This is a genomic window from Longimicrobium sp. (genome assembly GCF_036399255.1).
In the GTDB taxonomy this organism is placed as follows: domain Bacteria; phylum Gemmatimonadota; class Gemmatimonadetes; order Longimicrobiales; family Longimicrobiaceae; genus Longimicrobium.
The window spans coordinates 159,953-174,445 of the sequence record NZ_DASWNM010000016.1; the positions used below are offsets into that span (position 1 = coordinate 159,953).

11 protein-coding genes are annotated in these 14,493 nt (G+C 72.8%); 1 reads left to right on the top strand and 10 read right to left on the bottom strand.

The genetic code is table 11. The annotated features are described in order from the left end of the window. Positions 1-117: 117 nt before the first annotated feature. The 7 genes from VGC13_RS01835 to VGC13_RS01865 all read right to left on the bottom strand — a co-directional run bounded on the left by VGC13_RS01835 (position 118) and on the right by VGC13_RS01865 (position 10,069). On the bottom strand, positions 118-1,107 hold the full coding sequence (locus VGC13_RS01835; protein WP_331123484.1) for an AAA family ATPase: 990 nt from the start codon (positions 1,105-1,107) through the stop codon (positions 118-120). A 633-nt stretch (positions 1,108-1,740) separates the two neighbouring features. After that, positions 1,741-3,267, bottom strand: coding sequence for a HEAT repeat domain-containing protein (locus VGC13_RS01840; RefSeq protein ID WP_331123485.1), 1,527 nt, complete (start codon positions 3,265-3,267; stop codon positions 1,741-1,743). 15 nt (positions 3,268-3,282) lie between these two features. Next, complete coding sequence (locus VGC13_RS01845) at positions 3,283-4,944, bottom strand: hypothetical protein (RefSeq protein ID WP_331123486.1); 1,662 nt, start codon at positions 4,942-4,944, stop codon at positions 3,283-3,285. A gap of 810 nt (positions 4,945-5,754) precedes the next feature. Continuing rightward, positions 5,755-6,351, bottom strand: a complete 597-nt coding sequence (locus VGC13_RS01850; RefSeq protein WP_331123487.1) for a hypothetical protein — start codon at positions 6,349-6,351, stop codon at positions 5,755-5,757. Beyond that, a complete protein-coding gene (locus VGC13_RS01855) occupies positions 6,348-6,698 on the bottom strand; it encodes a hypothetical protein (protein WP_331123488.1) in 351 nt (116 codons plus the stop codon). The genes VGC13_RS01850 and VGC13_RS01855 overlap by 4 nt, the downstream gene beginning before the upstream one ends. 315 nt (positions 6,699-7,013) lie before the next feature. Further along, on the bottom strand, positions 7,014-8,840 hold the full coding sequence (locus VGC13_RS01860) for an ABC transporter ATP-binding protein (RefSeq protein ID WP_331123489.1): 1,827 nt from the start codon (positions 8,838-8,840) through the stop codon (positions 7,014-7,016). Beyond that, positions 8,837-10,069, bottom strand: a complete 1,233-nt coding sequence (locus VGC13_RS01865; RefSeq protein WP_331123490.1) for a nucleotidyltransferase family protein — start codon at positions 10,067-10,069, stop codon at positions 8,837-8,839. The genes VGC13_RS01860 and VGC13_RS01865 overlap by 4 nt, the downstream gene beginning before the upstream one ends. Before the next feature lie 199 nt (positions 10,070-10,268). On the opposite strand from VGC13_RS01865, the gene VGC13_RS01870 reads away from it, so the two are divergent. Beyond that, on the top strand, positions 10,269-10,412 hold the full coding sequence (locus VGC13_RS01870; protein ID WP_331123491.1) for a hypothetical protein: 144 nt from the start codon (positions 10,269-10,271) through the stop codon (positions 10,410-10,412). A 52-nt stretch (positions 10,413-10,464) separates the two neighbouring features. Here the strand turns inward: VGC13_RS01870 and VGC13_RS01875 are convergent, their stop codons facing one another. From VGC13_RS01875 to VGC13_RS01885, 3 genes are all read right to left on the bottom strand, one after another. Then, positions 10,465-11,613: a 50S ribosomal protein L11 methyltransferase gene (locus tag VGC13_RS01875; protein ID WP_331123492.1), complete on the bottom strand. Its 1,149-nt coding sequence runs from the start codon at positions 11,611-11,613 to the stop codon at positions 10,465-10,467. Continuing rightward, positions 11,606-12,499, bottom strand: a complete 894-nt coding sequence (locus VGC13_RS01880) for a hypothetical protein (protein WP_331123493.1) — start codon at positions 12,497-12,499, stop codon at positions 11,606-11,608. Before VGC13_RS01880 ends, VGC13_RS01875 begins: the two co-directional genes overlap by 8 nt. A 151-nt stretch (positions 12,500-12,650) precedes the next feature. Continuing rightward, entirely contained in the window at positions 12,651-14,489 is a 1,839-nt protein-coding gene (locus VGC13_RS01885; protein WP_331123494.1) for an asparagine synthetase B family protein, read from the bottom strand. Between the last annotated feature and the right edge of the window lie 4 nt (positions 14,490-14,493).

Here is a 14,493-nt window from a genome sequence, read left to right on the forward strand (position 1 = left end):
GAGTGGCATTCCCCACTCTGACGTACCGCCAGACCAGAAACGCAGCCACGAGTATCCCTGCCGCGACGATGACAGCCAGCGCTACAGCCGCAAGAACGTCTAGATCCCGCAGCCAGTTCACGGAACGCGGACGGCCTTGAGGATGCGGCGCACCACGTCGTCGGGCGTGACCTCCTCCGCCTCGGCCTCGTAGCTGGTGTTGATGCGGTGGCGCAGCACGTCGGGGGCGATGGCCTTTACGTCCGCGGGCTCCACGTAGCCGCGCCCGCGCAGGTAGGCGTGGGCCCGCGCGCACGCCGCCAGCGCCAGCGTGGCCCGCGGCGACGCGCCGTACTCGATGAGCGGCGCCAGCTCCGCCACTCCGTACTTTTTCGGCTCGCGCGTGGCGTGGACGAGATCGAGGATGTAGTCGGCGATGCGGTCGTCCAGGTACAGCCCGTTGATGGCCGCGCGCGCCTGCAGGATGTCCGCCGGCGTGGCCACGGGCGATACGGGGATGTCGGCGCCGCCCCCCATCCGCCGCAGGATCTCCTTTTCCTCTTCGCGGGTGGGGTATCCCACGCGCACCTTGAGCATGAAGCGGTCTACCTGCGCCTCCGGCAGCGGATAGGTGCCCACCTGCTCGATGGGGTTCTGCGTGGCCAGCACCAGGAACGGCTGGGGGAGCGGATACGTCTCGCCGCCGATGGTGACCTGGCGCTCCTGCATGGCCTCCAGCAGCGCGGCCTGCACCTTGGCGGGCGCGCGGTTCACCTCGTCGGCCAGCACGATGTGGGCAAAGATGGGCCCCCGGTGCGGGACGAACTCGCCCGTGCGCTGGTTGTAGATCGTGGTTCCCACCACGTCGGCGGGAAGCAGGTCGGGGGTGAACTGGATGCGCTGAAAGCTCGCGTCGATGGTGTCGGCCAGGGTGCGCACGGCCAGCGTCTTGGCGAGCCCGGGCAGCCCCTCCATCAGCACGTGCCCGCCGGTCAGCAGCCCGATGAGCAGCCGGTCGACCATGTAGTCCTGCCCCACCACGCGGCGGTGCACCTCCGCCGCGATGCGCTGCAGAAAGTCCGCGCGCGGGGGCGCGTCCGGCGGTGCGTAGGGCGAGGGCTGGGTCATCGGGTACGATTTCGGTGGATCGGTGTTGATGTGAGTCAAGCGTGTTTCGGACGGTTCAGCGCGGGCGCCCCCTCCGGGCTCGCATTACTCGCCCACCTCCCCCAAAACTGCTGGGGGAGGTTGGGGTGGCCGATGGAGCCGCGGATCGGCGACGGAAATCGAACTGCGTCGGAGAGGGGCCCCCTCTCCCGGCCTCTCCCCCAAACTGCGGGGGAGAGGTGACGCGCTCCGACAGGACGGTGCGTCTGTGGCTCGAACCCTCGGCAACGCCACGGCCGCGCGCGACAAACCCTGTCGAAGCGGGATCGAATTCTCCCCCTCTCCCGCGACAGCGGGGGAGGGGGCCGGGGGGAGGGGCCCTGTCGGGCGCCAGTTCGATGCTCTTCGCCGATCCCAATCCCGTCGGCCAACTCAACCTCCCCCGAAGTTGGGGGAGGTGCGAGCCTAAGCGAGCGGAGGGGGCGCCCCGCCGACGCAGTCCGATGTCCGATCCCCGTCGTCGCCCGTCCTCCGACGAGCCCCTACCCTGCTTCCGTAGCAGGTGATCCGCATCAAACGAACCGCCGCGCCCTCTGGACGAAGGCGCGGCGGCGGGAGTCGCCAGAAGAATGCCGCGGCGGCGCGGCGGGCGGGTCAATCCGCGGAGAGCACCTTGAACACGGCCTCGCGCACGTCGCCGTTGCGGTCGCGCAGCAGGCGCTGCAGCACCGCGCGCGCCGCCTCGCCGCCGATCTCGCCCAGCGCGCGCACGGCCTCTACGCGGATGGCCGTGGGGATGCGCGAAAAAAAGCCGCCGCCCGACGCGCGCTCCGCCAGCAGCGGCACCGCGCGCGGATCGCCCACCCGCCCCAGCGCGCGGACGATCTCCACCACCGCCTCGCCGTCCGTCTCCTGCGGCAGCCGGTTCAGCAGCGGCCCGACCGCGACGGTGAGCTTGGTGAGCCCCAGCCCCAGCGCCGCGGCCCCGCGCAGGCTGGGGTCCCTGTCGTTCAATCCCTTCGCCAGCAGCGGCACCGCCTCTTCGCCGCCGATCTTGGCCAGCGCCAGGATGGTCTCGCGGCGGACGCGGGCGTCGGCGTGCTCGATGGTGCGGCGAAAGTGCTCCACCGCGTCCGCGCTGCGGATCTCGCCCAGGATCCCCACCATGTTGCGCACCACGAACCAGCGCTCGTCGCCGATCATGTCCTCCAGAAGCGCCACGCCCACGTGGTCCAGCGCCACCAGCGCGTCGCGGTAGGCGCGCCGGGCAGAGACGTCGGTGGCCGCCACCAGCTCGCGCACCAGCGGCGTCACCGTGTCGGCGCCCACGTGCAGCAGGGTGGAGCGCAGCCCCGTCCGCTCCTCCTCCGTCCGCGCCTTGCCCAGCCGCTGCACCAGCTCCTCGATCACGGCGCGGGTGCTCACGCGGTGGATGGCCAGCATTACCATCGACCGCGTCACCGGGTCCCGGCCGCGCATCTCCTCGGCGTCGCGGCGAAGGTCCTGCACCAGCGCGATGCCGCGGTCCGTCATCCCGTGGGTAAGAAAGTACTGGGCAAGAAACTCCAGCCGGTTCACCACCGTCAGGCGGCCGCCGTCGCTTCCCTCGCGCATCAGCCGGCGCAGCTCTTCGGTATCCTCGCTCTCCACGCGGACGGCGGAATCGCGCACCTGCTCGTACATGTCGTGCGCGCTCCACAGCTGGATCCCGGCGTCCTGCAGGCCGCTTACCTGGAAGCCCGCATCCACCGCCGCGTACGCCGCCCCGGCGTGCACCCACACCCCGTCGATGGACACGCGCGACGCGCCGGCCGCCTCGAGCGCCGCGCCCAGCCCGCCGGCGGCGCGCACCACCCGGGCCGGCAGGGTGACGGCGGAGAGAAAGCGGCCCAGCGACTCGCTTCCCACGTCGTGGCGCAGGATGATGCTTCCCACGTTGTGCTCCGCCAGCCGCGCCGACAGCCGGTCCACGTGCGCCGAGCGGGGCGCCAGCGCGCCGCCCACCAGCACGCCCCCGGGAGTCAGGCGGATCTGGAAGTATTCGCCGGTGGAAAGCAGCGCCTGCGACAGGTTTCCCACCGCCTGGGTGTGGGTGGGATGCGTAAGGGGGTAGAACTCGCTGAGGGCGAATGCCTTCGCGAGGTCCACCAGCAGGCGTCCGGGAGCGGTGGGTGCGGCCATGGTGTGCGTCTGGTCTCAGCGCTTGATGCGCTCTCCCCGGTCTTCGTAGCGAAAGATCCACGCGGCCAGCGCGCCGGGCCGGATGACGCGCTCGTGGTGCCACGGCTGCATGTCCCACCCCGAGCCGCCCTCCGCGCCCGGCTGCGAATCGATCTCGCGCAGGATGGCGGCGATGCGGTCGCGCCAGACGGCCCAGTTCTCCGCGCGCAGGTCCACCCATCCCTTGCGCGCGGTCTGGTTCACCGGCTCGCCCGGCGCCGGCTCGATCTCCACCTTGCGGCCCCGCAGCACCCGCTCGCCATCCGGCAGCAGCACCGCCAGCTTGGCGGTCAGCATGCGCGTCCGCAGGTCCCCGTCCGCGGAGACGAGCGAATCCGCCTGCTGGCAGAAGTTGCCGGGCTCCAGCGTGGCGGCGGCGTCCAGCCGGCCTCCGCACAGGCGGCGCAGGATCTCGGCCTCGTACAGCAGCTTGGTGAGCCGCGGCGGGCCCAGCATCTCGAAGGCCACGGCGCGCCCGCCCCCATCCGCCTCCATCTGCTCCATCCGCCGCAGCGCCGTCTCGCGCAGAACGCCGGCACGGTACGTGGGGCCGCTGGTGGACGCGTCCAGCGCCGCCACCACGTCGTGCCCGGTGGGAAAGCCCTGGATCTCGCGCACGGCGTCCACCGCGATCTCTTCGGGGGTGATGAACTCCATCAGCCCCAGCGCGGTCAGCGCCTCGAACTCGTCGGGCGAGAACTGGCCGTTCTCCCCCGCGTCCAGGTGTACGCCGGTCAGCGGCTCGCCGGTTTCGCGCCACAGCGAGCCGCGCCCGAACTCCGCCCCCGCCGCGAATGCGTCCGCCACCGGCGCGGGAGTGACAGAATCCACACGTTCGATGGGCACGCCGCGATGCTGGACGGTACCTCCGCGGATGGTCTTCCACGAGATGGCGGCGGTGGGCTTGATCTCCTTCACCGCCGGGGCGCCCGGGGTGCGCGCCATCAGGTACAGCAGCAGCGTCTGCGCGCCGGCAACGGACGACTTGGCCAGCAGCTGGCGCGACGGACGGTCCTCGGAGTGGGTGAAGGGGATGTTGAGCCCCATCCCCCCGGTTCCCGCCGTGCCCACCTTGAGGAACACCTTCGTCCCCACGGTCATCATGGCGTTCATCGCCACCCAGGTGTGGTGGATGAGGGGCGGCAGCCCCAGCGTCATCAGGTGCTTTTCGATGGTGTCCTGGTCCACCGGCCCGTTGCGCGCCGCCTCGCGCAGTCCGGACACGCTCTTGAAGACGTTCTGGTAGGCGAACGCCGTGGCCGTGTTCACGCAGTCGACGACGATGTCGGGACGATGGCGCAGGATCATCTCGCCCAGCGTGTCCCGCTCCACCGCCTCGGCCCCCAGCGGGCCGAAGAGCGCGTCCAGCATGAGCCCGCGCGCCTGCGGGTCGTCCAGCACGGTGTCGCGGCCGGCGTGCTTGAGGGCGGCCGGCGTGAACAGGTTGCCCCACTCCGAGTCCAGCGTCGTGTCACCCGCCAGCGGACGCAGCACCTCCAGCCCCTCCCGCACCTCGTCCTCGGTGAGCGCGGCGATGACGAGCCGTGCCGGACGCAGCCGCAGCACCTCGCGCGCGATGGCCAGCCCCACCAGCCCGGAGCCGCCCAGGATCATGACCCGCGAGCCCTGAATGTCCATGTGATTGAGTGCGCGTGTGTCGTGGGGTGATATGAAGCGTGGAGGGTCCGCCCCTGGAGCGAATGATGCCCGTTGCGATTCTAATCCGGTAACGTGCGGTCCGCTGAGCGAATGAATTCGCCGCTGGAACATCGCAAAGTCCGCCTGCGCGGACTCGGCGTCCCGGGCACCTGCGCGTCCGCAGCCGGAGGAGCACACCGGAAATTCGCCCGCGCGACGAACCAGGCGCGCGACCGAGGAATCTACCGCCCGATTCCCTGCCCCCACCTGTCATCCTGAGAGAGGCGCCGCCCCGAACGGCCCGAGAACGCGCCGCATCCCGTGCGCCGACCGAAGGATCTTTGTCCGAAGCGCCTCGATGTGTGCCCTGCGCCGCGGGTCCGTCAGGACCCTTTCCCTGCCCCAGCCGCGGATTCACCCAGTCTCTGAGCGAACTTGCGTCCCCTCCGGGAGAGGGCGAACGCCCTCTCTCAGAGTGTATTTGAGAATCCCTGCGCTCGCGCCCGGATGTCATTTCGAAGGAGGCGCCACACCGCACCATCGGCTCGCCCGAAATCCTGCGCGCCGACTGAGAAATCTACTGTCTGCTGCTGGTGCCCCGCCGCACCGCTCCGGCACTGGCCCTGTCCGCCCGTGTCGTAGCCGCGAAGCAGGCACGGGGCTACCGCGTCTGCCCTCCAGCAATCCGAAGGTGGATTCCTCGGCCCTGCAACCTCTGGTGTGAAAGCAGGCTACGGCGTGGCCGGGCCTCGGAATGACAGCGCTGGTAGATCTGCCTGGATGCGCAGCGTCGGATTCTTGAACACGCACTCAGACGCTCGCGGCCATCTCGACGAGCGTCTCCCGGCGCTCCTTTCCCTCGGCGCTGTCGAGGTCCTCGGCGGCGGCGATGATCGCACCCTTCACCATGTCGGTCTTGGAGCGCACGCCGGCGTTGCGCGCCGTGTCCCAGGCCCGGGTGAGCACCGGCTTCTGGACCTTGACCGAAAGCCGCTCGTCCGCGGCTCCCCGCGCCAGCTCGCCGGACGCCAGCTCGCGAATGTGCCGCGCCAGCGCATCGCTCTCCCCCAGCGCATGAAGATAGTAGCGCAGGATGACGTTGCGGAACTCGCTGTCGTTGCGCCCGTAGTGGCTTGCCACCACGGCGAGCACGTCCTCGAGGTGCTTGGGGATCCGCGCCTCCAGCGGGGCCTCGGCCGCCTTGCGGGCCTCGTTCAGCCGGGGCGAGGACTGGTACGGAACGGCGACGATCCGGTCGCACACCGAGCACACCGCCACCAGCACGTCGGGCACGTCCACCCGCGGCTTTTCAAGCGGGTAGGTACGGTACTCGAACCGGGTTTCCACCACGCCGCAGTCCTCGCAGATGGCGCGAGAACGATCACCGGCCCGCCAGAACTTCTTCATGCTTCAGTACCCGTAGTCTTGTGGACGCTGATGAAGATCGCGGGCTCCAGGTCCAGCGTTCCGTCCAGAAAGTAGACCTTGATGTACCACCGGGTGCCCCCGTGCGCAGGCTTGAACGTGTGCACGGGGATCGAGGCCTCGCGGTGGTGCGCGCTCTGGCTGTACTGGTCCGGCGATCCCCGGCACCTGTGCAGCAGCGCAACCACTTCTTCGGGAGAGACCTCGCCCGTGTCGAGCAGGTTCTTGCCCTCGCGGACGGCCCGGTCCTCGAAGAGGATGTACGCCGGGCCGGCCTGCAGCGCGGCGATGGTCCTGGATCTGGCGACCTTGAACCCGAGCTTGTGCATCGCAATGTACGAAAGTTCGCGTACACGGTCAACCCCCCACGGTGCTCCGTCGCGGGGGCGGGATGCGCACAGAGTAAACAGGGTTCAGCGGGTTCGGCAAGTCCGGCGTGCAAGGCGCAACCGGCGTCGGTACAACGAGATGCGCCAGCCGGGAATCTCGCGGCTGGCGCATTCGGGGCGGTGGGCGAGCGGCGTGGCGCCGCATCATCCCCATGCTATGCGTGCCCGCGTCTGGAGAATGCGCCGGACGTCTCGAGGGGGCGCGTGGGCACGGAGGTGGCGCATTGCGATCGGTGCGGGGCGGGTGGCGGCGGATCAGCCGGCCACGGCTCCATCCGCCTCTTCCGCATCCCCCTCGCCGGCCTGGGTGGCCCACAGCCGGCGAAAGCGGCCGGCGGGGCGGGCGACCAGCTCGGCCCAGGGGCCCGACTCCACCAGCCGACCCGCCTCGAGCACGTGCACCACGTCCGCGTCGCGCACGCTGGGCAGGCGGTGCGTGATCATCAAGATGGTCATGCTGCCGTGCAGGGCGCGGATGGCGTCGCGGATGCGGCGTTCGTTCTCGCCGTCCAGCGCGCTGGTGGCCTCGTCCAGGATCAGCAGGGCGGGGCGGCGCAGCAGGGCGCGGGCCAGGGCCAGCCGCTGGCGCTCGCCGCCGGACAGCCGCACGCCGCGGTCGCCGATCTCCGTGGCCAGCCCCAGCGGCAGCGCGGCCACGAAGCCGTCCGCCGCCGCCAGCCGCAGCGCGTCCCACACCTGCGCCTCGGTGGCGCCGGGGCGCGCCCACAGCAGGTTGGCCAGCACCGTGTCGTTGAACAGCAGCGTGTCCTGGGCCACGTACCCGATCCCCGCCCGCCACGCACGCAGCCAGCTTTCGTCCAGCGTGCGCCCGTCCACCCGGATGCGCCCCTCGCGCGGCGACACCAGCCCCATCACCAGGTCCGCCAGCGTGGTCTTTCCCGCGCCCGAGGGGCCCACGATGGCCGTGGTGCGCCGCGCCTGGATCTCCATCGTCAGCCCGTCCACCGCCGTGGCGCGCTCCGCGTCGTACGCGAACGAAACCCCTTCGAAGCGGATGGAACGCGCCAGCTCCATCCGCTCCGCCTCGGTGCCCGACAGGGCCTCGCGCTCCGCCTCGAGCGCGGTGATGCGCGCGTCCAGGCTTTCCCAGGCGGGGAGGTCGTGCGACAGGTACTGGTAGACGGTCTGCAGGCTGGCCAGCCGCGGCACCAGGCGGTAGAAGAGGAAGACGAGCAGCAGCACCGTGCCGCCGGTGACGTGCAGCACCCGCAGCGCCACCCAGGTGACGATGGCCAGCAGGACCACCGTGCCGATCATGAACACGGCGCGGGCGTCGGCGTACGCGCGCCACGTGCGCAGGTGAATGGTGCCCGAGTGCTCGGCCGCGTCGGCGAAGATGCGGGCGTTGCGCTCTTCGGCGCCGTAGCTCTTGACCACCTTGAGCGCGCCCAGGTGCTCGGTTGCGGCGCTCAACACCTCGGCACGTGCCTCGCTGAGCCCCTTGCCGGTGCGGCGCGCGGCCGCGCGGTAGCGCCGCTGCGTCACCAGCAGCACCGCGCCGCACCCCACCGCCACCGCCGTGAGCACGGGCGACACGCGCAGCGCCAGCGCCAGGTACACCAGCGAGATCAGCGCGCCCACCAGCAGCGAGAGCAGGTAGCTGGCGGCGGTCCCCACCCGGTCCGACTCGCCCGTGAGCGCGCTGAGCAGGTCCGAGCCGCGGGCGCGCGCCAGCGGCAGCCAGCGGGCGCGGGTGATGGCGCGGTACAGGCGGATGCGCGCCTCCAGGGTGGCCTCCAGCGCCATCACGTTGGAAACCAGCGTCTGCGCCCGCTGCAGCATCGCCACGGCGATCACCACCGCCACGAACATCGCCAGCACCGGCCCCAGCGACGGCTGCACGCCCACGGAGCGAAAGGCGCGCTCCACCGCGCGCGGCAGCGCCCCGGCCGCGCCCGCCAGCCCGCCCACGTCCGCCAGCGCCAGCAGCTGCGTCAGCAGCAGCACGCCCCCCGCCTCGCCCGCGGTCACCGCCAGCGAGAGCCCCACCGCCAGGGCGATTCGGCGCGGCATCATCCGCGTCATCGCCCGCGCGAAGCGGAATGCGGCCGGCGCCGTCACCCGCCCCTCCGCAGCCCGTAGCGCACGCCCAGCCGCAGCGGCCGCAGCGCGCGGTACAGCGGCGACAGCGCGTCCGGCAGCCTCGCCCACGCCCAGTCTTCCGGCGAGGGGGTGAACAGCCAGCGCGCGGCGAAGCGGGCGCGATCCGCCGCGCCTTCGCGCAGCCGGTAGTTGAAGCGCAGGTTGGCGGCGGTTTCGTTGAGTGCGTGAGTGCGGGAGTGCGTGAGTGCGGGAGTGGCCGAATCCGTCGAATCCCCCGCATCCGCGGAGCGATGCGGATCGGCGGCGAACCAGAGGGCGCGTGCCTCCGCGGCCAGGGCGGGAAGGACGGGATCGGCGGATGCGGCGCGGTCCGCGGCCGGCGAAAGCGGCAGGGCCAGCGCGTCGCGCATCAGCACCAGCGCCAGCAGCACCGTCCGCCGCGCGCCGACCTCCGCCGCCCGGACCAGGAGGGCGTCCAGGTCCAGCGCCGCGCGCACGGCGAGCGCGGCGGCGGCGGCCAGCCACTCCAGCCGCGCCCAGCGGTGCTTGGCGCCGTGCACGCAGAGGGCGAGAAACAGGTCGTCGTCCGCCGGCGCAAGGACGCCGCCGCCGCCGATGGGGACGGGGCGGGCGCGCGCGATCAATCGCTCCGTCGCGAGCGGGACGCCGAAGCGCAGGGACGACACGTGGCAGTGCAGCTCCACCAGGACCGCGGTGCGGGGGTGATGATACGGATAGTCGCCGTCCGTCCGGCGAAAGGCGGCGTCCTGCGCGGGGGTAAGGCGATGGGCGGACTGGTACCCCGCCGCCGACAGCACCCGCGCGGCGGCGGGGACGTCGTCCGGCGCCACCAGCAGGTCCAGGTCCGAGTACGTCCGCAGCGCCAGGTGCCCGTAGGCGCGCATCGCCAGCGCGGGGCCCTTGTAGGCGAGCGCGCGGACGCCGGCGCCCTGCAGCGCCGCCACCAGCCGCCGCAGCTCCGCCGCCAGCGCCAGCGCCTGCCGTCCGTTCTCCGCGAAAACGATGCGGAGGCGAGACCGGACGGTCTCCGGCACGTCCGCGCGGCCGGCCAGGGCGCGGTGGGCCAGCGGCAGCATGCGGTTGGCCTCCGCCAGCGCCAGCAGCGCGTCCCACTCCACCCCGCGGGCAATGGCCTCGCCGAGCGCCGCATCCACCGACGCGTCCGGCAGCGGGCGGGCGCAGAGCAGGAGGACGATGTGCGCGGCGGGAATCCCGGCGTCCGTCATCCGCACCGGCTGGACGGGAGAGCGGGGGAGGGGGATGCGGAACCCGTTTTCCGGCAGATGCTTGCGATTGCCGCGGCGCGGATCGCGCGGGGCTTGCGCATTCTGGACGATTGGTGCACAGTTGTTCACGCGGCGACCGCCGCCGGGGCAGATCCGCGCCCGGCCGGCGCGCCGCCTGTTTCACCGCGGCGAAAAGACAATGGAACGCACCGACAGCACGCGCCGTCCGTACGCCCCGCCCCGGCTGGCCGTCTATGGCAGCCTCGAGGAGCTTACGCTGACGCAGACGGAATCCAAGAACAAGAACGACGCCACCCAGGGCAATACCAACCTCAAGACGTGATCCGCCGCGTCTGAGGCCGGCGCGCCCTCCCGGGGGCGTCGGGACATCCCCGTCACTGCGCGTACGCCTGGCTCAGCTGGCCGGCGCGTGAAAGCGCCTCTTCCCAGACGCGGAACCGCTCGGGAAAGCGGCGCTGCAGCGCGTTCGCGATCTCCTCCAGCGTGGCGCCGCCGTCCATCATCCCCAGCACCAGCTGGTCCACGCGGCCCTGCTCTCCCAGCACGGGCCTGAAGTCGTGCGCCCGCTTGCGAAGGTCCGCCGTGGTGGCCGGCTGCGCCAGGAAGGTGGACTGGCGGAAGCGCGCCTTTTCTCCGTCGGGCCCCTCCACGCGCGTGTTCCACACCCACACGTACTCGTCGTGGATCAGGCGGGCCTGCAGCTCCACCTCAACCACGTCGCCCTCCGCCAGCGGCACGGGGGCCAGCCAGGGAAAGAACGCGGTCCCGTAGATGGTCTTTTCTCCGTCCGGCCCCGTGGTGAAGCCCGCCCCCTCCGCCAGCTCCGCGTCGAACCAGACGGCGAACCCGTGCGCGGTCGCCGCGCGCTCCGCCGTCCACCGCAGCGTGCCGCGGACGTGGGGATTTCGCTCCGTGCGGTAGTCCAGCACGGCCCACACCCGCGGCGGCGCCAGCAGGTCGTCCGCGCCGAAGTGCGTCTTGTTCCACTCGTTCAGCGCGGCGCGGCGGGCCGCGTCCAGCGCAAACCCGCGGCCGTGGTCGTCCCACGGCCCTACGATGGCCTGGTAGTCCTTTTCCGCCTGCACCGGGGCCGCGAAGAGGGTGTCCATGCGGGGGATGAGCACGCCGCCGGGCGCCAGCAGCCGGTCGCGCGCGTCGGCCAGCGAGGCCACGTGGTGCTGAAACAGCGGCAGCACGCCACGCAGGTCCGAGACGATCACGTCCGCCCGCTCCGGCAGCTCGATCTGCGTCGAGAGGCCCTGGATGAACTCGATGCGGTCCGCGAAGCCGCTGGCCCGGGCCGCCGCGCGCGCCAGGCGGATGGAGTCGCCCGGGTCGGCGGCAAAGACGCGGCGGGCGCCCAGCCGGCACGCCATGAGCGCCATCAGCCCCGTCCCCGTGCCGATGTCCAGCACCACGCTGCCGGGGCGCACGGTGCGCTCCAGGGCGGCCTGGTACGCGTCCATCCGTACGCGGTCCGCGATCATCGCGGCGTGGCCGCGCAGGGTGTAGGTCTCAGCCACGGCGCCCCCGTACGTCCGCCTCGATCATCGCGCACAGCTCCCCCAGCCGCGCCGGGTCCGCGTGCGGCACGGCGCGCATCACGGGAACGGTGCGTGCCAGCCGCCCCAGCATCTCCAGCTCGCGCGCCTGCGCCGCCCGGTCGGGAAACCAGCCCACGTACACGTTGGGCACCAGCGCCAGCACGGCTTCCGCTCCCCCCATCGGCTCCAGCCGCGGCGCGTCCGCCGCCTGCCGCGCGGCCAGCACGTACACGGCGTCCAGGGGGAGCGGGGCGGCGTGGAAGGCGTGGTCCATCCGCAGGCAGCGCTTGTCCCAGTTGGGCGTCAGCGGCGGAAGCTCCGCGCCCGGGCCAAAGAGGGCGGGGAGCACGTCGGGCCACAGCCGCAGGTGCGGATACGCGGGCTGCACCTCGATTCCGCCTGCATCGCTCCGCAGCGCCAGCACGTCGTCCGCCACCAGGGGATGCCCCCGCGCGGCCAGGGCGGCGGTCGTGGTCGATTTTCCCGCGCCCGCCGGCCCGGTGACGGCGAGCGCCCGGCCGTCCACCGCCACGGCGCCCGCGTGCAGCGAAGGAAGCCCCCGCAGCCGCAGCACCAGCCCCAGCACCGGCCCCAGCAGGTACGTCGCCGCGTCCTCTACGGTGAAGTGCGCGGGCCAGGTGCAGGCCACCGCCGTCCCCGCCGCGTCCACGTGGTACTCGCAGCCGTCCGCGTAGCGCAGCCGGAACGCGCCATCCCCGCGCCGGTGAACGACCACGGTGGGCTCCTCCACCGGCGTCAGGCGCGGCGACACGTACCACGGCTCCTCCGCCGCGCCCGGTGGAAACACGTCCGCGGGGACGCGCCCCATCCACACGCGCAGCTCCGCCGGCCCCTCCTCCGCCACCGCGGCGAGACCCGGCAGAGACCGATCGGTTTCCGCCAGCAGCCCGTACAGCCGGTAGCGCGTGCGCCCGGCAAAATCCGCGGCGGACGGCGCCCCGTCCGCGGCCGGCGCGGCGGTCAGCGGGCCTCCGCGGCGGGGCGGGCGGGCGCGTTCATCGGGGGGCGCGGGAAAGCCAAAGCGACAGGGCCAGCGGGCGAAGGTCCGCGGAAAGGTCGCGCGGCGCCTCGTCCGACGCGCCGCCCGTCAGCCGGGGGACGCGCGACAGGTCCACCCACGGCGCCACCGCCGGACCGGCGGTGCGCCCGCCCAGCCAGCCGGGCCCCAGGGCGGCGGCGCGCACCGCGATGGGGTCTCCGGACACGGGCGTCTTGGGGCGCGAGAGCAGGGGCGCGGGGAGGCGGCCGCGCATGGCGATCCGCAGCAGCCCCTTGTCATTATACCACTGGGCCGGGGGGATGGACAGCGCCAGACGCACCAGCCGCAGGTCGAAGTACGGGTGCCGCAGCTCGACCGGCACCCCGGTGGATCCCGGGTCCCAGGCGGCGAACAGGTAGGGCCACAGCGTCCCCGCCAGCTGCTCCGCCGCCTCCGGCCGCAGGGGGTGGGGCGGGCCCTTTCGCGCGTTGAAGCGGCGGATCCGTTCCTCCAGCCGCTCGCGCGCCGCGAAGTCCGGGTCGATCCACCGCGGCAGCTCCGCCGTCCCGCGGTACGTCCCGCTTCGCTCCGCCCGCAGGGTGCGCACGCCGGGGCGGGGAATGCGGCCGTGCCAGCGGGCGTACTGCGCCGCTTCCCACGCCGCGCGCGCCACGCGCCCCTCCGCCCACAGCCGCGCCAGGCGCGAGCGCGACTCGCGCAGCAGCGCGTCGCCGCCCTGGCCGGTCAGCAGCACGCGCGCGTGCCCCGCCGCCTGGCGCAGCTGGTCGGCCTCGATGGCCAGCAGCGGCGAGGCGCTGGGCTCCGGCCGGTACAGCTCCGGCGTTTCCCACCGGCCGAAGGGCGCGTAGTCGTCCGCCGCCAGCAGCGTCAGCGGAACGCCCAGCGCGTCCGCCGCCATCCGCGCGTACACCGGCTCGTCGTCCGGCATCAGCCGCGCGTGGTGGGCGGTGTAGCCGCGCAGCTCCGTCGACAGGACGCCGCGGTCCACTAGGTCGCGCCAGGTGGCGGCCAGCGCGGTGGAGTCGCGCCCGCCGCTCAGCAGGATCCCCGCGCGGTCCCGCGGCAGCCGGTCCGCCACCGCCTCGCGCAGCGTGGCCATGAAGCGCTCCGCGTACTCCCCGGGTGCGCGCAGCCGCAGCGGCTCGGCCTCCGTGGGCAGCCGCCACCAAGGGCCCGCATTGGACCGGCCGTCCTGGTGCACCAGCCGGCCGCCGGGCAGGACCTGGCGGATGGCCTGGTAGACGGTGAGGTCCGTCTCGTGCGGCCGGCCGTGCAGCAGGAAGTCGGCGATCCACTCCTCCTCCAGCTCCAGCTCGCCGGAGAGCGGGGGATAGCGGCGGATGCAGTCGAGGGAGGTGGAAAAGACGAAGGCGCGGCAGGTGTGCGCGTAGTAGAGGGGCTTTACGCCAAAGGGATCGCGCGCGCAGAACAGGCGCCGCCGCTCCGCGTCCCAGGCCGCGAAGGCGTAGTCGCCCAGCAGGTGGCTCGGCGCGTCGTCGCCCCACAGGCGCAGGGCGTGGAGGATGAGCTCCGCCGCGGGCGCGTCGATGGACGCGTGGATGCCGCCGGCGCGCAGCTCGCGCACCAGCTCCGCGCGCCCGTCGATGCGCGCGTCGGCCACGATCCAGGTGGTGCCGTCCAGGGAAAGCGGCTGGGGGACGTCTTCCCCCACGTCGCCGGTGCGCAGGAGGGCGTGGACGAGACCGATCGGCCCCAACGCCCGGACTGACGTGCCGTCGGGGGCGTGGGACGCAAGCGAGCCGGTCATCCGGTCCAGGAGGCCGGCGTCCACGGGGGCGCCGTCCAGGGCCACGATGCCGGCGATGCCGCTCACGCTG